At 38.7% G+C, this 24,185-nt stretch carries 13 protein-coding genes; 3 read left to right on the plus strand and 10 right to left on the minus strand.

Annotation, left to right across the window (positions count from 1 at the left end; all coding sequences use genetic code 11):
- The first annotated feature begins 616 nt into the window (after positions 1-616).
- Together ACTJJF_RS07380 and ACTJJF_RS07385 are read left to right on the plus strand one after the other, a co-directional pair.
- Positions 617-3,520 (plus strand): SusC/RagA family TonB-linked outer membrane protein, encoded by a 2,904-nt coding sequence (locus ACTJJF_RS07380; RefSeq protein ID WP_440699235.1) that lies wholly within the window; start codon positions 617-619, stop codon positions 3,518-3,520.
- Positions 3,521-3,536: 16 nt separating this feature from the next.
- The gene (locus ACTJJF_RS07385; RefSeq protein WP_312306194.1) at positions 3,537-5,432 is read left to right on the plus strand and encodes a SusD/RagB family nutrient-binding outer membrane lipoprotein; all 1,896 of its coding nucleotides are present in this window, start codon (positions 3,537-3,539) and stop codon (positions 5,430-5,432) included.
- 97 nt (positions 5,433-5,529) lie between these two features.
- On the opposite strand, the gene ACTJJF_RS07390 is transcribed toward ACTJJF_RS07385, so the two are convergent.
- The 10 genes from ACTJJF_RS07390 to ACTJJF_RS07435 all read right to left on the minus strand — a co-directional run bounded on the left by ACTJJF_RS07390 (position 5,530) and on the right by ACTJJF_RS07435 (position 20,933).
- Positions 5,530-6,054, minus strand: a complete 525-nt coding sequence (locus ACTJJF_RS07390; protein WP_440699236.1) for a hypothetical protein — start codon at positions 6,052-6,054, stop codon at positions 5,530-5,532.
- 63 nt (positions 6,055-6,117) lie between these two features.
- Complete coding sequence (locus tag ACTJJF_RS07395) at positions 6,118-6,645, minus strand: hypothetical protein (protein ID WP_312306191.1); 528 nt, start codon at positions 6,643-6,645, stop codon at positions 6,118-6,120.
- Positions 6,642-9,377, minus strand: coding sequence for a COG1470 family protein (locus tag ACTJJF_RS07400; protein WP_440699237.1), 2,736 nt, complete (start codon positions 9,375-9,377; stop codon positions 6,642-6,644). The genes ACTJJF_RS07395 and ACTJJF_RS07400 overlap by 4 nt, the downstream gene beginning before the upstream one ends.
- A complete protein-coding gene (locus tag ACTJJF_RS07405) occupies positions 9,370-10,173 on the minus strand; it encodes a WxL protein host-binding domain-containing protein (protein ID WP_312306188.1) in 804 nt (267 codons plus the stop codon). Before ACTJJF_RS07405 ends, ACTJJF_RS07400 begins: the two co-directional genes overlap by 8 nt.
- Positions 10,174-10,272: 99 nt before the next feature.
- Positions 10,273-10,848, minus strand: coding sequence for a hypothetical protein (locus tag ACTJJF_RS07410; protein WP_440699238.1), 576 nt, complete (start codon positions 10,846-10,848; stop codon positions 10,273-10,275).
- Positions 10,849-11,036: 188 nt separating this feature from the next.
- The gene (locus ACTJJF_RS07415) at positions 11,037-13,382 is read right to left on the minus strand and encodes a phosphocholine-specific phospholipase C (RefSeq protein WP_440699239.1); all 2,346 of its coding nucleotides are present in this window, start codon (positions 13,380-13,382) and stop codon (positions 11,037-11,039) included.
- A gap of 83 nt (positions 13,383-13,465) precedes the next feature.
- Entirely contained in the window at positions 13,466-14,983 is a 1,518-nt protein-coding gene (locus tag ACTJJF_RS07420) for a SusD/RagB family nutrient-binding outer membrane lipoprotein (RefSeq protein ID WP_440699240.1), read from the minus strand.
- Between the two features lie 19 nt (positions 14,984-15,002).
- On the minus strand, positions 15,003-18,161 hold the full coding sequence (locus ACTJJF_RS07425) for a SusC/RagA family TonB-linked outer membrane protein (protein WP_440699241.1): 3,159 nt from the start codon (positions 18,159-18,161) through the stop codon (positions 15,003-15,005).
- A 248-nt stretch (positions 18,162-18,409) separates the two neighbouring features.
- Positions 18,410-19,987, minus strand: a complete 1,578-nt coding sequence (locus ACTJJF_RS07430; protein WP_440699242.1) for an autotransporter assembly complex protein TamA — start codon at positions 19,985-19,987, stop codon at positions 18,410-18,412.
- Positions 19,988-20,138: 151 nt separating this feature from the next.
- Positions 20,139-20,933 carry an SDR family oxidoreductase gene (locus ACTJJF_RS07435; protein ID WP_440699243.1) on the minus strand — a complete coding sequence of 265 codons (795 nt, stop codon included), beginning with the start codon at positions 20,931-20,933 and terminating at the stop codon, positions 20,139-20,141.
- 347 nt (positions 20,934-21,280) lie between these two features.
- Here ACTJJF_RS07435 and ACTJJF_RS07440 point away from each other — a divergent pair, with 347 nt between their 5' ends.
- On the plus strand, positions 21,281-24,169 hold the full coding sequence (locus tag ACTJJF_RS07440) for a SusC/RagA family TonB-linked outer membrane protein (RefSeq protein WP_440699244.1): 2,889 nt from the start codon (positions 21,281-21,283) through the stop codon (positions 24,167-24,169).
- The last annotated feature ends 16 nt before the right edge of the window (positions 24,170-24,185 follow it).

A 24,185-nucleotide genomic window follows, 5' to 3' on the forward strand; every position in this document is an offset into this window, starting at 1 on the left:
ATGTATCCTCAGAGAATCTTTCGCCATTTACTTTACAACAGGTATAGATCCAGGTTTTGGCTAAAGCCTATGGAATTTATTCTTTTGGATGAGAACGGGCTAAAGCCCGTCCCTATTGAATGAGGTGTGGTTACTTATATTGCTATCCCTTACTTTCTTTTATCCAGATTTAGATTCTGTTCTTGTTCTTATCTGTTATATTCTCATTTTCCAGAATGATATGCTGTTTTTTATAATCTACTACAGATAACACAGGTTTTTAACAGATAAAATGTCTTCTATGGGATGACAAAAGGTGTGGTGATAGCCTGGTCAAATGAAAAGTGAGTGGATATGCGTACGCCAATGATAAAAGGGATAGTGAATGATATTTAGATTACTTTCATCTTCTGATATCATTTATAATTTTACCACTGATTACAGAATATGGGTTATGTGATATCAGTTTTTGCATTTAAAAATCTTTATTTTTCTCATCATCACATTTAATTTATTTATTATCTGTTAAGTTAACTGTCATTATATCAATGGTATCTGTATTATATTCTTTATTTGTTGTCAATATGATATTAAATACTGTTAAAATATTATATTTGCGTTAAATCATTGAATATATATGAATAAATTAATAATTAAGATTGGGCTTCTCCCATCTTTATTTGTAGGCTTGAATGGTTTGTATGGACAAAATACAGATTCTACGAAGGCCGCAAAAATTGATGAGATTGTAGTAACAGCTTATGGTGCTAAAAAGGAGAAGAAGACATTGGGATACTCTTTCCAGGATGTGAAAGGCCAAACATTGGTAGATGCAAAAGAAACGAATGTAACAAATGCTTTGGCGGGCAAGGTAGCCGGACTTCAGGTGGTAAAGGGAGGTTTTGGACCGGCTTCTTCATCTAAGATAAATCTTAGAGGGTTTAATTCGCTTAAAGGGGATAATCAACCTCTTATTGTAGTAGATGGAGTGCCTTTGAGTAACAGTGCAGGGTCAAAAGCGAAACAAAATGACGGATATTATAATAATGATTTCTGGAACCCTGACTTAGATATGGGAAATGGATTGGCAGATATTAATGCAGAGGATATAGAAAGTATTTCAGTACTTAAAGGTGGAGCTGCTTCCGCTTTATACGGATCAAGAGGAGGAAACGGAGTTATTTTAATTACTACCAAGACCGGAAAAAGAAAAGGAGGATTAGGAATTACCTACTCTACAAGTTTAGGCTTCGAAACTATTTTTATGAAACCTGATATGCAGGATAGTTTCGGATTAGGATTAAATGGTACCGTCAACCCTGCAAATAGCGATAATACAACTTCCTGGGGACCTGCTTTTGAGGGATCTGATATGAAGCGGTATGATAATCTGAAAAATTTCTTTAAAACAGGAATTAACTCACAACATACTTTAAGTTTTCAGGAAAATTTGGGAGAAGGTACCAGCCTGTACACTTCAGCCAACTATTTAAATGATAACAGCCAGATTCCAAACTCTAAATTTGAGCGATTTAATTTTATGGCCAAGATGAACTCTAATTTTGGAGCCAATAAAAGATGGACCTCTGAAGTCAAAGCTCAATATATAAGCACAAAGGCCAAAAACAGACCTTCGGGAGGTAAAGGAGACGGTAATTACTATCCTAATATTCTTCTCATGCCTCAAAATATTGATATAAGAGATTACCAACAAGGACAGATGCAGAATAATGTGCAGTCGCGTTGGATAACTCCTAACGGGATTAATCCTTACTGGTCAGCTTATAATGGTCTTAATGCTGATAAAAAAGACCGTTTCTTATTAAACGGATATCTTAAATATCAATTCAATGATTGGTTGAGCGGAGATGTCAGACTGGGAACAGATTTTTATGCACTGAATGCAGATGCAAGAGTATGGACAGGGTCTTCCCGTAGAAATGCATATGCAACCAGTGAGGAAAAGTTTTATGAGAATAACTATATTGCAAGTCTTACTGCTAAAAAAGATAATTTATTGGGAAAATGGGGCGGCTCAGTTTCTGTTTATGGTCAAATGATGGAAACCAGAACCAAAGCTCTTTATTTCAGTACCCAAAACCTGATCGTTCCGAATGTCTTCAGTGTGAATAATACCAGCGATATTGCAGGTATTGCAAATAATGAGATCGATTTCTGGAAGAAGATCAATTCAGTGTTTGCTTCTGCTGAGATTAATTACGATGGCTATTGGTTCATTAATGCGACTGCAAGAAATGACTGGTCTTCTACACTGGCTATTGAAAACAGATCTTATTTTTACCCTTCAGTCAGTACCTCTTTGGTTTTAACGGAAATGCTGAATAAACTGAATGGAAATACTTCGAAAATATTAACTTTTGCCAAGCTTCGTGCTGCTTATGCAATAACCGGAAATTCCTTGAATCCGTATGAACTGTACAATACTTATAAACTGGGTGCAGATCCAAATGGTGGTGCTATTCTTGGCAGGAAGAAAATCCTTTATAATTCGAATCTGCATGCGGAGAAACTTAAAACTTTTGAAGTAGGGGCAGATCTTAAATTTTTTAACAGGGTTTCTCTGGATGTAAGTTATTTCAAAAATACAGCAACAGATCAATTAATAGATTTACCTATGAATCCGCTTTCCGGGTATGAATATAGAAAAATAAGCTCAGGAGGACTTAGTAACAGTGGAATTGAAGTAGTTGTCAATACTGATATTGTTAAAAAAGAAAATTTTACATGGAATGTGAATGCCAATTTCTCTAAATTAAAAAGTGTAATTGACAGAATTGACGGAGAAGTTTTAAAATACCCTTTAGGAGGGTTTGATAATGTCGGCTTCTTTGCAGAAGTGGGGATGCCTTACGGATCTATTTACGGAACAAAATTTTTAAGAGTGGAAGATCCTAACAGTCCGCACTACGGAAAACTTATTGTAGGACAGAATGGCTTGCCTCAGGCTACTGCTGAACAGTATTATTTAGGAGATCAGACGCCAAGGGCTTTATTTGGATTCACCAATAGCTTTGTATATAAGAATTTTGGAATTTCTTTCCTTATTGACGGAAGAATCGGTGGGAAGTTTTATTCATCAACGCAATCAGCATTACAGAAAGCAGGGCTGGCAGCAGATACAGCTCCTGGCGGAAGAAGAGATAATTTTGTTCTCGATGCAGTAGTGCAGCAGAATGGAGCCTATACTGTCAATACAAAAGAAATCACACAACAGGATTATTGGGCAGCTGTAACGGCAGGGAACTTAGGTATTACAGAACAGAATATCTATGATGCTACCAATATCAGGCTGAGAAATATTCAACTGTCTTATAATTTTCCGAAAAGTATTTTTGAAAAATTAGCATTACAAAGTGCTAAGATTTCTTTTACAGCAAACAATGTATGGATGATCTACAGCAAAGCCAAAGGAATAGATCCTGAGTCTGTATTTGCTATCAATTCCAATGCTGTAGGGTTTGAAAACCTTTCATTTCCTACCACAAGATCGTATTTATTTTCCATTACATTAGGATTTTAACCTTAATAATAACATCATGAAAAAATATATTTTATCTCTCATTGCACTGGCGGCATTTAGTACATCTTGTAATGATTTTGAAGACATTAATAATGATCCGTTTTCAGTAGATATTAATAAAGCTGAACCTGAATATTTTTTAAATAATTCTATTCTGGGAGCACAGCAGGACCCCAATATTGCGGAACGTACTTTTGTTCTTTATTGGAAGACTGCAGCAAGACAACATCTGTCAACAGGAATTGCAGGTGGCTCCTATGACGATTCCTGGACTGTAGAGTATTGGAAAGGAATTTCCGAATGGTTGAATAATGCCAATGCTACTATTGAAATCGCCAATGAGAAGAAAGCTATAGGTCAGGGTAAGCCCCATTATGACAATCTCATCCAGACAGCCAGAATCTGGAGAGCTTATTTGATGAGTGAGTTTTCTGATAATTTTGGTCCACAGCCTATTCAGGCATTTAAAGGCGTTAATCCGGGGTTTAATTCAGAAAAAGAAGTGTATTATTTTATTTTGAGTGAGCTGAAAGATGCTGCTGCTAAAATGGATATCAGCCAGCCAGTTCCTTCAAACCCTAATGCAGTTGATATGGCTTATGGCTTTAAGTGGGGGCAATGGGTAAAGTATGCTAACTCCATGCGAATGAGAATTGCGATGAGAATTTCAGAAGTGGATCCGGCAAAGGCAAAATCAGAGTTTGAAGAGGCGGCCAATTCCAATATGCTGATTAGTACAAGTGATGATAATTTTAAAGTTAAAGAAGATAAAGGTTGGAATCCTTTGTCAGGAGTAATGTCCAGAGAATGGAATTCCCAGATCCTGTCTGCAACACTTAATAATATGTATATAGGCCTGGGAGGAATAAATTCTACGGAACAATTACCGGCAGCACAGCATACAGCAGTGAAGACTTCAGATTATATTGGAATAAAATATGATGAACAGTTCTCCACAATGACCAATGACCCAAGTGCAGGATATTGGTTAGATGGTTTACCTAACAAAATAGACCCAAGGGCCTATAAAACATTTTATATTCCAGGGGATTTTATAAATCCTATTTACTCTCTTTATCCAACCTACAACAATCAGGCTTCTACTAATAAGGGTGATCTTACCTTTGCCAATGGGTCTAAAATTACCATCAATACAGTAAATACCTGGAATGCGACCACAATAGGAAACTGGGGAGTAAAAGGACAAAGAAACGGACTGAGAACGGTGATCGGCTGTATGCCTGCTTTAGGAAAACAATACAGGGAGGGAACCAATTCCAGAATTTTCTTCGCAAGCTGGGAAACCTATTTCCTGATGGCTGAAGCTGCGCTGAAAGGATGGTCTGTTCCCATGAGTGATGAAGCTGCTTATAACAAAGGAATACAGGATAGTTTTGCATACAATGGAGTACCTCAGTTTTATGGGCAGTATATTGCTTCAACAGATTATAACAGGGACGGAACATCTGTTTCTTATTCTCATACGGCAGAACCTGGGACAAGCCATGTTATGAAATATAAAGACCCTGATTCAGGAAATCTGGTTTCGGTTGATATTAAATATCCGGTGAATACTATTTATAGGAACGGATCCGTGAAGAATGATAAATTAACGAAGATCATTACCCAAAAGTATCTGGCCAATATGCCATGGTTACCTCTAGAATCCTGGAGTGATCACAGAAGATTGGGACTGCCTTTTATGGAAAATCCTGCAATAGAAACACCATTGGTGAATCTACCTAATCTGAATTCAGGAAATTATATGACCAATTCTGTCCAGAACTTCCCTCAGAGATTAAGATATCCAAGCATTTTCAGAAATACAGATCAGACCGGCTATGACCAGGCCGTTCAGCTGTTGGGTGGTGCTGATGCAGTATTAACCCCTCTTTGGTGGGCGAAACATTAAATCTTAAGTATAAATAGATCCTTTTCAAATTTTGAAGAGGATTTATTTTTGATATTTGCTTGAAGAACTTTAAATCAATCATCTGCTGTCAATACGATCAGTTGGCGACCACGGTGAAAATGATCCGGGCACTGTAGGGGGCGGCCGGAATGGTAACAGAAACACCGGATAACTGTAAGATCAGGTTAATATCCGAGAAATTTGCAGTATTGCTTACTCCTAAAACACCTGCAAAATTTAAATTGAAAAAAGTAGTATCTGAAGCGGATTGTATAGGAATGAAGCTGTCTCCTCCACTGATGGTAGCTGTACAGAGAACGCACAGTCCTGAAATTGTACCTGTTGTTGTACCTGTTCTCTTTGCAGAAAGCCCTAAAGAACTGTTCCAGGCATTGGAAGTATAACGCATGGTCATCTTTGCTCCTTTTCCTGCAAGAACATTGAGGAAATTCCCGGATAATGTGGTGGATAATGTTATCGTTGTTGTCGGGATGGAAGCATTGCTATAAGTTCCTGCATAATTACTGCCGGCTTCGGTGATCGCAGGTATGCTGGCTGCCCAATCTCCGGAGACCGTTACCAGCTGTGCTTTAAGGCCGCAGCTTATGATTAAAAGCATCATAAATAGATATCTTTTTAAGTAATTTTTTCCGGGAAAGCGGCTGTTCATTTTCATGTTTCAGTTTTATTCTGTGATGGTATAGACTATTGTAACCGTTGTATTGGTCTGGGCTAATAAGTTGGCATAAGTGCCCGGAACCAGGGAAATTGTGAGGCGGTGCCCGTTATTAGCTCCATTGCCCGTATATGCTCCTCCGATTCCGCTTATGATTGTAACAGGGGTGGTAGTAAGGGTAACCTGTGCCGAAGGTGTTCCTAATGTACCTCCTCCTGCGCCGGAAGCTGCTGCTGCCTGAAGCCTGATATTTACTCCGGGGATGCCCGAATTAAGAATAGCAGCTGTGATTTTTCGTGGAAGCCCTCCGGCGGTAATTGCGGAAGTATAATTGATCCATTTTGAAGTATTGGGAGCCGGGTTACCGAGAGGATTTCCTGCCTCAGTAGGAGCGGTAAAGTTTAATGAAATATTTCCTGCGGGCTCTATATCCATTAAAGTTACAACAGGTAGCGTGAAGCTAACGGTGGACTGGGAGTACAATATACTGCACATCATCAATGATGCTGTTAATAATATGGAACGTGTGAGAATCATTTCTTGCCTTTTATTTCATTATATCCTACTTTCAGGGATTCTTGCTGATATTTGATTTCTAATTTCTGTTTGACGATCTGAATACTTAATTTTTTGGTCTCTGCAGGCTTCAGGGTAAACTCAAACTTATCCGTTGAAATCTTATACCGCTTATCAAGACCATTCCGGTAGACTTTCACGGTCCAGTCTCCGGGGCGCAGATACGTAAAATCAAAATCTTCCCCGATGAAACAGATCTTACGATAAGTCTGCTCATTGCTGACAGCTTCCAGAATGATACTTTCTTTTTTATTTTTACCCTTTTGAAGGGTTTGTGGTTCCGTTTCCGTTTCTATCATCCGGATATGCCCCTGTACATTTGCAGCGGCGGTTAATCCGAAATTATAGATGTTTTCTTTATCAGTGAGCACTAAAGCTACGGGAAAAGCTGAAGTCGGAATATCATTGATTTCTGTTGTTGAACGGTCTATTTCCAGAAAATAATTTCCCGGAGTCACATTTTTAAATGTGTAATTACCCTCTTTGTCTGTCACGGATAAATAGCTTCCAAGCATCAGCCTTACTCCCTCTGTTCTTTTGATCCCAAGATGATGGATATTTCCGGATAAGGAAACGTATTCGGCCACTTTCTGTACCGGAATATCAGGGCGCCAGGTATACCGCATTGAAAATATAAAATCTTTATTGCCTATCTCACCCCGTTGCAATGAATATCTGCCTGAGAGGTCCAGCTCATTTCCCGGAAATAACTGTTGGTGAAACAACAGCTCAAACAGGTTTCTGTCTTTAAAATACTCCTCAGGAATATAATTATTCTGATAAAAAATATTTAAGCTCGTCTTATCAGAAAACCTGCTGAAAATCCTGACTCCGTAATAAAATTGTTTTTGATTTTGCAGCTGGTACCGGGAGGTGATAGCAAAACTTCCGAATACATTAAAGGATGTTTTGAATTTTTCAAATGAAAGATTGGCAGAATAGAAGCTGGAATTGCCGCTGAATCCCGTCAGATAATTGTCTGTCTTTCCAATTTGTCCCTCAAGATTGATCTGGAATATTCCGATTTTCTGATTCAGGCTCATTCTGAAAAACCGTTCGTAATAATCAAATTGTCTGGGCTCCAGACGATCCTGATACTTCTGATAGCCATTATTTAACATGACAAATCCATTCGGCAGATACTTATACTGTACCCCATATTGTAAGTATTGCCTGTAAGGTGCTGCTAACAACAGAGTATCTCTTTCAAAATTTTTGGCATCCTGGGTATAGGTCGCCATTACACTGATTTTCTTTGATAGCCTGTACTGAATATTTCCGTTAAACGTATGGGTATTGGTAAAATAGCCGGCAAACATAGGGCTTGCTTTCATATACATCAAACTTCCGCTGAGCCTTTCTAAATTGACATCAGACTGAAGCATATATGCTGTTCCATCGGTAGCTTTGGTAGTGCTGTAAGCAAATTCCCCGGAGAGATTAATATTTTTTGAGATCTTGAATTTTCCCTTGGTATAAGGAAGGTGGGCATCAGAGTCTAATCTCGCATCACCATAATACATGTCTACCTTTCTCGGGGTTTTGTACAGATATCCGACAGAAATTTCTGATTCTTTACGGATCTTGAAGGTTGAGTAGAAATTCAATTCATCTTTAATATCACGGAAAAATCTGGGATGGTTATAAAAGCCACCCAGACTCACTTTATTGAAATCATACCGGATTTCTGCCCCCCGGCCATATCTCGCAAACTCAGTTAAATAAGAAGAAGAATAGGTTTTATCTCCAAGATGAATATAAAAGCGCTCCCTTTTATAATTGATGAAATACTCTTCGTATTGGGTAAACGTGTTGAATTCTATAGGATTACGGGTAACTGCATGGAACTCGATCTGATTTTTATTCTCCTGATCCAATGTCCCTTTACCATAGAGTTCCCCCTGAAAGCCATCATTATAAACCCCCATATTTTTCATTCCAATGAAAGATAATGAAGCTGCAATGGGTAACCTGTGATAAATATCGTTGTTGGCAGGTTTTACCGATATCACCTGGGTGCTTACATAGAGATTCTGATTTTCTTTGGGATTATCTTTTGAATATACCGAAAGGTTCAGGTTTTGAAATTCGTTCTGCTTAAGCTCAGCATTCGTTATTTTGTGTATTGTAATGACTTTGGATTCGTTTGGTCCCAAAGTAATGGATGCATCGTGATCAATGATCGCAGACTTACTTTCCAGAATAAGAGTTTCTGTTACGTTGCCGTTATTTTTTAAAAGAAACGAAGACCGGATGGTTTCTCCGGCTCTTGTAAATTCAGGAGAATCCAATACTGTCAATGAGAATTTTCTGTTTCCGGAGACTGTTACCGATACTTTTTTAGAAAAAGCAATTCCGGTATTGAGATCTGTAATATTCAACGTTACTGAATAGTCTCCCTGAGCTGTTTCCGCTGCAATACGTAAGGGAACCGGATATACAGAAGATTCATAAGGCGGAATCTGGAATTTTCCTTTTGCTAAAATAGGAGTGATATGAGGACTTGAGGTTGTAACTGAAATATCGTAGTTTTTGCTTTCCCCCGAGTTATTTTCTAATGTAAAAGGAACAGAAGTAGACATCCCAGGCATTAAGCTATCTTTTTTACTGATCAATCGTTCTGACTGCTGTTGAGAAAAAGCAGATACCGGGAATACTAACAGGATAATAAATAATGTCCAGGTTTTAATCATTTTTTACTTCTAGTTCCACATTGAGGGCAAAGGCATTGTCTTCTTCATCTGTGGCTATTATCGTAGCGGTATATTTATCCGGAGGTAGTTTACTGATATCAATAGGGAAAATTTTGGAAGTAGAAGGCAGCAGTCCCATGGTTAAACTGGAGTAAGCCCCTATTTTTTCTCCTGTTTTACGGTTGTAGATTTCAATGGAGGCCGTTGGTTTACAATAAAGATTTCCATGATTGGCAATGGCAATTTTTACAGTTTTTTTCCCTTCTTCCTTTTCTACTTTTACACTTTCGAATTTAAGTTCCGGTTTTGCTTTTTCCGTTTCAATGTCTGTAATGACCTGAATCGCATAGCGTATCACAGAAGTAATATTTACCCCTGGTTTATCATCACTTGGTTTTATATCATCTACAGGTTCCACGATGATCACACTCCAGTAGCTGCCGGGAGCTGTTACCTCATCAGGGACTGTGATTTCATACAATACCTCCGTTTTTTCTCTGGCCTTCAGGGTGACAAGATTTGTATTTAGTTTAATCCAGTTTCCATTGGTGCGTTGATTGGTCTGTAATGCTGTATAATTGATGGTCCCGTCAGCATGGTAATTAAAGTCCTGTAAAAATAATTTTACACTCTGGGGAGCATTGGCTGTATTTTCAATGACTACTTTTCCCTTGTAAACTTTTCCGTTTTCTATTTTATAGGAATGCGTAAGCCCGTTGAGAACCACAATACCGGCATGCAAAAATCCAAACTGCAACATAAAGGCGGTCAAAAGAAGAATACGCTTTATCATCATATAAAATTTAGCTTTAAATTATTAATAATACAAAAGCAGGAAGAAACTGCTTACCAATTTCTTCTTGTTTTTGAAATGCAGAATAGAATTGTATTAATTCTAGTTATCTGATATGGTATAAGTTACTGTAGCCGTTGTGGTTGCTGTAACCTGTAGATCTGCATAATTGGCAACTCCCCCGGGACCGCTTCCTGCTGCCAGGGCGTATGTAAGATTGTGCCCATTGTTGGCTCCATTGCCTGTATAAGCACTTCCTATACCGGAAATAATAGTCTGATCTGCGGCACTTAAAGTAAGCAACCCTGCCGGTGTACCTAATGTTCCTGCCCCGGCTCCTGTAGCTGCAGCCGCTGTTACATTAATGTCAATTCCGGGTATAAGGGCGTTTAGTTTTACCGTTACATTCCGGGTATCAGAACCGGATTTGATTGATGAATAGTTAAGCCATAAACTATTATTGGCCGGACTTGCAACAACAGGGTTTCCTGCTTCTGAAGGCGCCGTAAATCCAAGGGTAAGATTCTTTGTAGCCGAAGGTTCAATGTCTACCAAAGCAACTTTAGGTATAGAAATAGTGATCGTATGGTTATCTGTATTCGTATCCTGAGCACTTAGATTTCCGGATATTCCAGCTGCCAATAAAGACAAGGCAATCGTTAATTTTAGTTTTTTCATGATGCTGATAATTAGTTAAGTGAATATAATAAAATTAAGAATATTGTAAAAAAAATATAGTATAATTTTAATATTTGTGATGATTTGATTTACATAATACGATATATTTGATAATCATATAGTGAGTTATATGAAAAAATCCTGCACAAATGGGTGCAGGATTTTTTTTGAGTTATTGATTGGTTTTTCTATGCCCAGTGCGGATCCGAGACGGAAATTTTACCGGTTTCTATTCTCCCCGCAAAGTGCCACTGATGGTCGCCCGCAGTAATGTTAAAATCGTACCAGCCTTTGTTTTTATCCAGGTCAAAAGCTGTTTTTTTCTCAGAATTTTGTACAGATATTGTTGTTTTTGTTTTACCGTAAAGGTCTTCCAGTACTACAGAAATGTTTTTCTTCTTATTGTTTCTGATGATCAGCTCTACCTGATTTTTTGAAACAGTATTGATCAGAAGGATTTCTAGATCCGGATCAGAGCTGCCTTTAAACTTTCGGAAGAATCCGTTTGGTCCGAAAACTTCATAATCATAAACCCCGGAATGTACGGCATGAGACAGTTCCTGTTTTGAATACAAAGCATAAGAGAAATGATAATTATTCGTGTCGAACTGTGTTCTGTCGTAAACCAGTAGAGGAACACCGTTCTCTTTTAAATTAGTCATCTTTATACTTTTCCCTTCCAGATTGACATGAAAATTGTAAGGAAGCGCATGAGAAGGTTTCATGCCTCTTTCCTGGATCTCAAGTAAATTGTCTTTAAGCTCGTTTTCTGAATACCATTTCAGATCCGGTACAGGTTTGTTTCTGGCTGCATTGATGGTTCTGGCGTAATCCTTCTGGTTCAGATAGTCCATCTGTGGGGCTTTCACACTCGGACTGTTGAATGCTGAAGTCAGATCTCCGCAGATAGCCCTTCTCCAATCGCTGATATTGTCAACATGTACATCCTTGCTGAACTTTTTCATAATAAACTTTTCCAGAAACTGAAGCACAGAAGTGTGATCTGATACCTCAGAGTTCACAAACCCTCCTTTCGTCCATGGAGAAGCGATGATCATAGGAACCCTGTAGCCAAGACCTACCGTACCTTCAGTTTTTTCATAATCTTTCAGAGAAGGATCAGACATGTATTCCTGGGAACGGTCAACATATTCCACACCCTCTTTTCCGTTCATGTCTACAGGCTGGCCCGGATTTAAAGGGGGAGCGAAAGGGAGTACATGATCAAAATAACCGTCATTTTCATCATAGTTGATGATAAAAATTGTTTTCTTCCAGGTTTCCGGATCTTTGGTCAGGATATTTAAAACCTCTGAAATATACCAAGCTCCATACCATGGAGATCCCGGATGATCCGAAAAATGTTCGGGAGCGACAAGCCATGAAACCAATGGCAGCTTTTTTTCTTCCACATCTTTACGGAACTGAAACAGCACGTCTCCTTTAGGAACTACCAGTCTTTCCCCGTTTTCATCCTTTCCGGTTTCAAGGTTCCAGTAATCCGGATCACCGGAATTAGTAGTAAATGCTTTTTCATGAAGATTTTTCTCTTCCTTCGAAAGTTTTGAATAATTATCCGGATGGTATTTTACCTCATCATCTTTCAGCTCTGCAATCATGGCTTCCAGTCTTTCCTTCTGCTTAGGATTTTTTTCAATTTCCTTTTTCAGTCTTTCAATGAGGTTAGGGATATTCTGATGATATCCTTTAGAGAATTTAACATTGAACCTGGAAAACCATTCAATCGGGTTATCTGTAAAATTACTCAGCCAGGCTTCCTGTTCTCCGGACATTCCTTTAGGAAGGCTGATGTCATTCTGATAAATTCGCCATGAAACATTCTGCTCTTCTAAAATTTCCGGGAAGCTTTTCCATTTCGCCTGTCTGGCCTTATCATAATCAATATTTTCGTTGACAACGTTAGCTTTCACTTTTCCGTTTTGTTGTGCTCTCAAAGTTCCGGACCAAAGGAATAAACGGTTGGGAGTAGTTCCCGTAAGTGAAGAGCAGAAGTACTGGTCGAATATGGTAAAGGCATCTGCCAGCTGATAGTAAAAAGGAAGATCTTCACGGTTATAATATCCCAATGTAAGCGGAATATTTTTATACTCTTTATTTCCGGAAGCTTTTGCCTGAAGCCATTGATCATATTTTCCCTTATTCAGAGCGTTTTGCTGGTTTTCCCATGAATGGGGAAGGGAGCTCATCCACGTAGACTTGGTATTTCTCAGATCCAGACGGGCAGGAGCGGCATATTTCCCGGTATTATCCTTCTGAAAAAAAACGGAATGCCCATCCGGTTTTATAAAAGCTCTCTTATCTAAAAAACCACGGACTCCTTTAAGGGCCCCGAAAGCATGATCAAATGAGCGGTTTTCCTGCATAAGAATGACCACATGTTCTGCATCATAAAAAGTAGACCGGGCAGCCGGTTCAATAGCCAATGCTTTTAAAATAGAAGGGTGAAGAACACTTGAAGTTCCCAATCCTGCCAATAAAATGCTTGATTTTTCTAAAAATTCTCTTCTGTTCATGTTCAGTCGTAATAAGAAAGAAACCGCAAGTTAATAGGATTTTCCTGCGATTTCTTTGTTTATATAAAAAATAATCAGTTTTTCTATTGTAACCACCACGGTTTGGAATTGATATTGTCATTTCCTCCGTATTGGGCAGCAAGGGCAGCTTTTAAATTATTGCTGTTGTAGCTGTATTCCGATTGCGGATATCTGAACCTGAACGGAGCAGGAACTCCGGCTTTTAATGGGTAATTCGGATATCCGGTTCTTAAATAATCCTGATAAGAAGTCCATTGTGCCTGATGGAACATGGTCATATACTTTTGAGTCATGATCTGTTCCAGCTGGGTCTGCAATGGAGCCGCATCATTATAAACCACTAAAGGAGTTGTCAGATACTGGTTCACATCAAAACCAGTAAAATACTGTCCCGGATTTTTCACATAGGTCTGGTAAAAACTGAAACTGGCTTTGATAGCACTATCGTAATGTGTTTTGGCAGATCCGGAAATCCATCCTCTGGCGGCTGCTTCAGCAAGAATAAACTCAAGCTCTGAATAACTTAATACAGAAGAAGGCTCATTGGTAGGATCTTTATAGAAACGGTCGTTGACTTTGGAAATATTTTTTGCCGTAATCAGAGCGGCATTATCAGAATATGGGGAAGTAGGGTTTCCGCCATTGTATCCTGAAAAATCTGTAATAGGCTTTCCTGCTTCCTTCGCACCGGTAGTTTGGGCAGCAAAAGTAAATAAGCGGGGATCCTGTCTGTCTTTAAACAGGTTGATGAAGTAATCAGCCATATATAAACTTGATCCGTATCCGCTGTTGTTAAACATAGAATATCTGCTGTCTGCAGCATCTGCAAACTTCAGCTCTCCGTTATCGGCAATGGAGGTCATCAGAGGCTGACTTCCTGCAATAGATGCAAATTCCGCAGCAACAGTATAGCTTCCTACCGTAGTTTTTTTAGAAAGGGTGATTAAGATTTTCAGGCGGAAGGAATTGATCAGCTTTTTCCATTTCGAAGCATCTCCTTTGAAGATAATGTCTCCTTCAATTTTATCATTGGTATTGATCAGATCATTGGCTTCTTTCAGCTCAGATAAAATTCCGGCCATGATGGTTTCCTGGCTGTCATATTTAGGCTGGGTAATCCCGGATTCACCTTTTACGGCTTCTGAATAAGGAGCACTTCCCACTTTCAAACTGATATTGAAGAAATGATAAGCCCTTAAAAATTTACCAATCGCAACATAATTTTTATTATTGATCTTTTCAGCTTCCTGCATCATTTTTACCGTATTCAGAATCGCTTTTGTGTAGACCTCAAAAGAAGTATCATTCCACTTCATGTACTGATAGGTATTTTCTCCATCGGTACCGATTATCATTCTTGATGCATACATATTATCACCATTCACCTGGAAGGTTTCTTTTGATGCATAAGTCAAAAGATATTTGGGATCAATGCTTGCCTGGTCATTAGGGTTTTCATTGATCTTATCAAGATTAGACTCACAGGATGCCAATGACAGAAACCCGGCGGCAATTACCGTTCTTATGAATGCTTTTGCCGTTCTGCGATTGATTCCTTTTGTGTATATAGTATTTTTCATTGTATTGAAGTGCTTTTAATTAAAACTTAAGATTAAACCCTATCCCAAACCATCTGCTTGATGGATCCTGTATGTCATTCGTGATATCATCCGTTCTTCCTGACCTGATCTGGAAATCCGGATCCGAATAAAGGTTTTTCGATTTTTTCCACATGGCCAGGTTATAGGCAGAAATATTAGCTGTGAAGCCTTTTACCATTCCTTTAGGATTCAGTAATGAAGAGAAATCATATTCTAATGTTACAGACCTTAGTTTGATAAAAGTCCTGTCGAATACATTGGCAAATTCTTCACTTTCGTCCTGTGTTACCCTTGCCTGATACGGGTAGTTTTGCGCCCAGTCCTGGAAGCTTATGGCTTTGGTATGCGGTGTATAAAGACCTGTAGAAGGATTGTAATTAACTCCATCCGGTACAAAATAGTAAGTTCCCGGAGTTGCATATTCAAGATCCCTGTAGGCTACAGAATTAGGATGTTTTCCTCCCCACCACATTTTTTCTACGACCTGAGATCTCATGATACCGCCGATGCTTCCATCAATTCCGATATTCAGAGACAGCTTTTTATATTTGAAAGTGTTGTTGAAACCGAAAGTCCAGTCCGGGTTGAAATGTCCCAGATTGCTTGGTGTATTTGCTCTAGTCGGCATTCCTGATTTCGCATCCAGAATCACTTTGCCGTCCGGAGACTTCTGCCATGTGTAGTCATAATAGCTGTCCATTCTTTCACCCAGTTTGATATTCTTGTAATTCGGCATATTATTATAGATGGAAGTCAGCTTTTGCTCATATGTACTCCAGTTGATCAACGCTTTCCAGGTAAAGTCAGCCGTTTTTACAGGAACTAAACCAAGAGAGATTTCAAATCCTTTTGTCGTGTATTCGTTACCGTTTACATATTGTGAGGTAAAACCTGAAGATTCTGCACTTGGGAACTCCAGGATATTATTATAATCCAGGGTTCTGAAATAAGTGGCATCTAAAGTAATTCTGTTATTGAGAAATCCTGCACTTAGGCCCAGTTCATAAGATTTTGTCTGCTCTGGTTTCAGAGAATTTTCAACATTCAGAATGGTAGGGTAGTAAAATGTAGGGTTACCGTTGAAAGTGATTCCTTTATTATTCAGGTAATAATTTCTGATGGAATAAGGCTGGAAATCATAAGCCACTTTCGCCCATGAAGCAGAAACTTTTAAAAGGTTAACAGACTCCGGCAGTTTGACCAGGTTGGAAATCACGGCACTCACCGATGCTGAAGGATAAAAATAAGATCTGTTGGCTTTAGGAAGTGTGGAAGACCAGTCGTTACGTCCGGAAATATTGATGAAAAAGGCATTGTACAAGCCGATGTCAATCGTTGAATAGGCACTGTAAATCAACTTTTCTTTCAGGTAAGTATATTTTTTTAAAGCGCCGATTGAGTTTTCAAATGTATACACTTCCGGAATTTTCAACCCGTCTGTGGACGTTTCATTGATATTGTTTTTATAATAAAAGGTTGAACCTCCGGCATTGATGGCAATATCGAAATTCTCAGATATTTTCTTCTTATAGGTTGCCAGTACATCGTAGTTAAGGTTCCAGGTTTTATTATCTTTCAGAATATAGCCCCCGCTTCTCGGAGCACTGTAGTTGAAATAAGAGTACGGGCTCAAGGTTTCTCTTTTGATGTGGTTTTCAACAATTGATATTTTACCTTTTACGGAGAAATCTTTTGTAGCTTTATATTCTAATCCGGTCTGAGCATTGATAATGTTGGTCCTGTTCTGGTTTTTATAATATTCAGCTCCGAACCATGGGTTATTGTACCAGGCATAGTTCCAGTTGGCCTGAGACCTTCCTTCTTTTCCGGGAACCCACATATGGTTTTTCAGTGCTCTTCCGTCTACATCCCCTCCCATCCAGATCAGGATCGTGTACATATGTCCGCTCGGATTATAATCATAGTTGGGAATATTCGGTGTGAAAGCCTGGTTGTAATTGAATTTCGTATCAAAGATCAATTTCTCTCCGAGATGATTTTCAGAGGCGAAGTTGATGCCGTACTTCTGAAGGTAAGAATTAGGAACCCTGTCATCATAGTTCATGAAGTTTCCTGAAAGTCTGTAAGTATCCTTATTATATCTGTAGCTGATCGCAAAGTTGTTATTGTTGATCACTGCAGGCTTTAAAAATGTTTTTAAATTATCATGGTAAGTCCAGTCAATAGGAACCCTTTCGTACCTTGATTTATCATTGTACTGAGTATCTGTCACGGCTCCATACCATGGAATAACCTGTCCGGTAACTTTATCCCTGATCGGGCTGTTCCATTGAGCAATCTGAAGCCCCGGAACAAATTTGGGCCCCCAGATCATATCTCCGTCATTCACCCCGCCATCGGCTCCGTCCCAGAATTCATATTTTCCGTGGGAACCGTTTCCGTATTCTGTCTGGGTTTTCGGGAGATTGGTAAAGCCTCCCGTAATCATGGTGTTTTGAGAAAACTCTACAGAAAAACCTTTCTTTTTTGCACTTTTTGTAGTGATCAGAACGGCTCCGTAACGGCCTCTTGATCCGTATAATGCAGAAGCGGTAGCTCCCTTCAGTACGTTGATATTTTCAATATTATTAGGATCTAAATTCTGAAAAACCTCCTTGTCTACAATCACTCCGTCAATAACAAAAACCAGATTGGAGTTTCCTCTTAACGTAAACTGAGGTGCCTGCTGCATCCCTGTAGGATTGGAAACATTCAGACCGGCTACCTGTCCTGAAAACAAATTACCGATACTTGGTGTAGTGATTGTTTCGAACTGCTTTGTGCCTACTTCCTGAGTGGCATATCCTATCTTTTCTTTCTTTTTGGCAATGCCCAGTGCGGTAATGACCACTCCCTCGATCTGCTTTTCATTGGGCTTTGTTAAAACAACGGAATACTGCCTTTTTGAAGAAACCTCAACAGTATATACAGAAAAATCAGGAGCAAAGAATTCAAGAATGTCTTTCGGATTGGCTGTAATGGTAAAATTACCATTTTCATCTGTTGTAGCAGTCTTTCCAGTGTTTTTGTCCGTAATATTTACTCCGGGAACGCTCATTCCGCTTTCAGATTTTACATTTCCGGAGATAGCAACCTCCTGAGCAGTAATATATAATGGAAGTAAAAAAACTGCAAACGTAGCTAAAGCTTTCTTCATTTTTTTTGAATGCAAATTTAGCCGGGCACTATTACGTAAAGTTTAATGTGATATTAAAATAAAAATACGATTTTAATATTTTTTAACGGAAATAATTAATGAAACGGTAAAATGAAGAATAGTTTTTGTATAGGGATTTTTGTTTTATTATTATAATTATTAATATAAGGCAGAAGGCAGGAAATTATTGTGGTTTTCGCCCATTTGTATTTAAGTAAAAGCTGGGAATTAATATTGATCTTCCTTCTTTAAAACCTGCTCAGGATTCCCCAGTGGATTTTAATATCATTGAATTTAAAAGGATTTCCAAACTCATTACCATTCGACAGCTGGAAGCTCATCAGCCCGATCGGGATAAAGAAATTGAAACCGAGGCCCACACTGTAGAGTTTGGGTTTTACTTTGAGCGATTTGTTGTTGAGCTGCCCATATTGTCCGAAGACATCAAAAAATGCCTGATTGCCTATGAGGTACCGGTATTCTAAACTTCCGTAATAATAATAATCGGCGGCGAGAGAGTTCTCATTGAATCCCCGCATAGAATTCCAACCTCCGAAACGGTATAATTCATTGGCAGAAAACTCTACTTTAGAATCCATCATCGCACCTTCGGCCTTGATGTTCAGGAAATGGTTACCGGAAATATTATAATTGTGTTCACCGAAGAAATAAAACTGGTTCTGCGTGGCTTTGGTATTGTCTTTGGAATAAGTGGTTGTCAGGAAATCATATCCGGCATTGATCCTTGTTTTGTAAAGAAAAAGGTCAATATCGGTAGGTTCTGTCATTTCATACCAGATCCCTATCCCTCTTTTATTATAATCCTTCCCCTGAACATATAATGAATCAATAATGGTTGAGGTTTCTAAAGTTCCCCTTAGCCCGATTTTGTTGCGGTTATTGATGTGATAATAAAAGGCGGGAAGGAATTTTACATTGGCGAATGTTGAATCCTGTCTGTAGATATTCACTTTGGCATTCATCCCTACATTCGATTTGAAAAGATAGGGAATATCCACCTGAAGATCGAAATTCTGCCCTTTGTCAGGGTTTCTCTGCCAGTAAAGATTAATAGTTTCAAAACCATTGAACATATTCCTGAAATTCACATTCATGGTTCCGTTTAAGGTGAATTTGTCCGTCTTATCATTTCCAAAACCTATGACCCCATCAAAAGTATTGGTCTTTTTCTTTTCCAGAAACAGGTATATATTCGTGGAATCTTTGGTGAAGAGGGTCTGCGGTTGCCGTTCCAGTGTCAGGAAAGGATGACTCTGAAAGTTTTTGTTGATGGCCAGAAGGTTCTTCTCATCATAATTTTTTCCTTTAAATTCCTTTTCCAGGTTTTTGATGAATCTTTTGGGAACTTTTTCATATCCTTTGACCACAAAACCGTCAATAGTTCTTTTATCGTTTTTATTGATATCCAGCTCTAAGATGGGAAATCCGTTCTTCTGACACTTGTATTTGGATTTGATTCTGCTGAAAGAATACCCGTCGTCAATATAGCTTTTGTTAATGCTTTTCTTGGTAGAATCTAAATTTTTAGTGAAAAAATCTTTCCTTATTTTTAATTTCAGGGCAATTGAATCTGAAAGATCAACATAGGTTTCGTTGAAATTCTTCCCTTTATCATAAAAAATTTCTGTGCTGTCCCCTTTTACTTTGACCTCTTTCAGTTGTGTGAAAAAATAATTATTCTGAGCCAGTGAATCCAGAAACTTTACCGCAGATACTGAATCTTTTACCTTTTTTTTAACCTTGGTCTCGGTATCTATCAGCCAATACTGCTTTTTCTGCGCTTGGGTAAAAACGCAGAACAGCACAAAAAATATTTTTAAAAGTAATTTCAATTTGTCAATATACATCAATGCTTACGAACACTTTCAGAAGCGGATGAAGAATTTTTATAAAAATACAAAAAGATCTTCACAGCATTTCATTTTGTTCAGGATGACAATGCGTCCTATCAATCAACTAATTTTTATCCAGTTTATTATATTTCTTCATTAAATTCTCATAAACGCCCTGCGGAAGAATCCATTTCAACGGAACTCCGATCTTCTGCCCGAATTTACCAAAATAATAATGGGCTTTCCATTTATTTTTCCCCAGCAGCTTTTCAATATATTCTGCCACTTCCAAGGGCTCTGTCCCCTCATCTACGTGAGCGTTCATCAGGGCATATACTTTATCAAAGACCTTTTTATAGGGCTGAGAAACCTGAGTGATCACCCTGTTTTCTGCAATATTGGTTTTAATATCTCCTAAATGCAGCGAGCAAACGTCAATATTCCATGGATACACTTCATACCTCATCGCTTCAGTCACCTTGTCCAGGGCAGATTTTGAAGCAGAATAGAATCCACGGAAAGGAAGGCCCATTTCACTCCCGATACTGGAAACATTAATGATCTTTCCAAATTTATTTTCACGCATATTCGGAAGCACGGCACTCATCATCTGAACGGCACCTGCCAGATTCAGGCTGAACAATTTCAGGATGTCTTCCTTTGTAGAATCTTCTACAGCTCCTACCATTCCCATTCCGGCATTGTTGATCAGGACATCAATTCTGCTTTCTGATTGTAAAACCTCGGCAATAGCATTCTGAACAGCAGTGTTGTCGGTAACATCAGCAGGGATCGATTTGAAATACTGACTCTCCGTATATTTCCGGCTTAATCCGTATACTTTGTGCCCTTTTTTACCAAAATATTCGGCTAATGCAAATCCGATTCCTGATGAGGTTCCTGTAATGATGATGGTCATTTGATCTGTACAATTTTAATTTCAGCAAATGTAAAAAAAGAAAAATGAAGTCTGTGATTTATTATCTCCGAAAATAGTTTCCATCCGATCTCTGACATATTTATCTGTGTTAAGTATTGTCTCTGATTGATCATAAACTTAAAACAAACTTAACATAAAATAAGAAGATGAATAAAAACGGAATGATTACTTTATCTGTTTATTGTATTGAAAAACAGCTATTTAATTTTTGATTATGGTAGATGTAAACTGTAAAAAGCTAAAGATTCTTAATAAAAACATAAGAAAATCTTAATGGAGCGAGGGAAAGAGCTGTTCTAATTTTGCATCTAATCAAAAAGGATGTCATGAATGTATTTAAAATCCCTGTCTCAGTAACTTATTTAACGGGTAGGGTATTACTTATTGGTGCAATGTCAGCTTCACCGCTGTTCCTTGCCCAGAAAAAAGACAGTTTGAATGAAAAATCCATCGACGAGATTGTTGTTGTAGGATACGGAACGCAGAAAAAGTCTAAAGTATCCGGTGCCGTTTCGGAGGCTTCATTGGATAAACTTACTTCCAGGTCGTTATCCGGAGTAGGAGAGGTGCTTCAGGGTAAAGCTCCCGGAGTAACGGTGGTGAATGAAGGAGGAGACCCCAACGGTTCTCCGAAAGTAAACATTCGTGGCTTGGGCGGGGTAAACGGAGAAACACCTCTTTACGTGATAGACGGAGTAGTTTTTAATGGAACACCATCTATTAACCCTAATGATATTCAGGATATTTCTGTTCTTAAAGATGCTTCTGCTGCCATTTACGGGGCAAGGTCTTCCGGAGGGGTTATCCTTATTACGACAAAAAGGGGTAAAAAAGGAAGCTTAACAGTAGATTTTGATGTTAAATACGGAACCAACCAGGCATGGAGATTGAAAGAATCCCTAAATGCAGCCGAATTCCAGGATGTTATGCGCCAGGCATACGATAATGCAGGAAAGCCGAATAGCCTTCCTTTAGCCTTCAATGCTGAAAAATACACAGACGGAGGAATCACCAGAACCAACTGGATGAATGAGATTTTCCGTACAGGATCTATCCAGGAGTATAATATAAACCTGAGCGGAGGAAGTGAAAAATCCAGATTTTTTGTAGGAATGAACCACAGGAATCTTGAAGGGATTTTATTGAATACCCAGGCAAAACGATATAATTTCAGAGTAAACTCAGAACATAAGGTAAAGGATTGGCTTACCATCGGAGAAAATATGTATTATAATTATTCTGCAGGCAACACGGCCAATACCAAGAACGGTTATACAGGAGCGTTGGTTGCTGCTATGTATTATCCGCCGAATGTTCCGGTATACACACCAACAGGAGCCTTTTCAGGACTGCCTATTGATGTGGCGGGAGGATATGGAGATATGATCAATCCTGTTGCTTACCTTAAAAGGATCAGCATTCAAAACCCAACCCATGAGATTTTGATCAATCCATACATAGAAGTGGCTTTGCTAAAAGATTTGAAATTCCGTTCTAACTTTTCCCAAACATTCAGGATAGGAAACATCAAAGAATTTACCCCAAGAGTATTGGAAGTAGGAAAAATATTTGATACCAACAGTCTTGAATATCAATCGAACACCTTATCAACCTCTCTTGCTGAGCAGCTCCTTACCTATAAATTAACATCAGGTAAGCACAATTTTGATGTCCTTGCAGGGTTTACTTTTCAGAAAACCACTGAAGAAGGATTCAGTGCCAAGGCTTTCGATTTCAGAAGTGAAGCGGAAACGTTCAGATATCTTCAAAATGCAGCAGATACCAACAAAGAAGTTTACAGCTATAAATATCAGCAGGCCCTGATATCCTATCTGGGCAGGGTGAATTATGACTATGCAGGAAAATATATCATCAGTTTACTTGGGCGTAGGGACGGAACCTCTCTCGTTGCAAGACATAATCAGTTTGCCAACTATTATTCCGTTTCAGGAGGTTGGGTAGTTTCCAAAGAGAATTTTCTGAATGACGTTTCATGGCTTTCCAGTCTGAAGCTGAGAGGAAGCTACGGGATTTTAGGAAATCTTGGCGGAGCCTCCTATCAGGCAGTGAATCCATTAATGATAAGATATAACAACGTAATTTTCGGACAGGATCCAACCCAGAATATTGCTTATTATTCTACAACGCTTCCGAATGCTGATATAAAGTGGGGAAAATCTGAGCAAACCAACTTTGGGGTAGATGCCTCGTTCCTGCACAACAGCCTTTCTTTACAGTTTGATTATTTCGTGAAAAATTCAACAGACCAGATTTTCAATGTTAACCTTTCCAGTACGGCTACACTTGTTGATCAATATGTAAATGCCGGTTTATTTCAGGATAAAGGCTATGAATTGGGAATAAATTACAATGGGAAAAAGTCAGGAGATTTCACGTATTCGATCGGGGCAACTTTCAGTCAACTAAAAAATACGGTGAAGCAGTTGGCAACTGTAGATGAGATTTTTATCAACAGCAATAATGTTCGTGGAGTATTGAAACCTACCCGTGTAAAAGTGGGTGAATCCCTTTATTCTTATTATGGCTATAAAACTGATGGAATTTTCCGTACGCAGGAAGAAATCAACAATTATAAAGATGCCAACGGAAACCTGATCCAGCCGAATGCTAAACCGGGAGATATTAAATTCCTGAAGAAAGAAGGCAATACAGGAACACTGAATAACAATGATTTTGTAAACCTCGGAAATCCTTATCCTAAATTCTCTTACGGACTGTCCTACAACATGGCCTGGAAAAACTTTGATCTTAACCTGTTCTTCCAGGGGGTATACGGAAACAAAATATTCAACGGGATGAAATTTATTTCACTAAATCCGGGAGGTACAGGACAAAACTATAATATGGACCGTGACATCCTGAATGCCTGGACTCCCCAGAATACCAACACCGATATTCCAAGACTAGCCCATGGGGATCCAAGCGGTAACTATTCAAAAGTATCGGATTTCTACGTAGAAGACGGTTCTTACCTGAGGCTGAAAAACCTTACAATAGGATATTCGTTACCAAAAGAACTTTATAATAAGCTTAATGTCAATAAAGTAAGAGTGTATGTGACAAGCAGTAACCTGTTTACCATTACCAAATATACAGGGTTTGATCCTGAAGTAGGAATGGATACTTATGGTGTGGATACCGGAAGATATCCTCAGGCCCGTTCATTTATTTTCGGAGTGGAAGTGGGATTGTAACCTAAAATAATTTAAA

The organism is Chryseobacterium sp. 22458 (assembly GCF_052044975.1).
Lineage (GTDB): Bacteria > Bacteroidota > Bacteroidia > Flavobacteriales > Weeksellaceae > Chryseobacterium.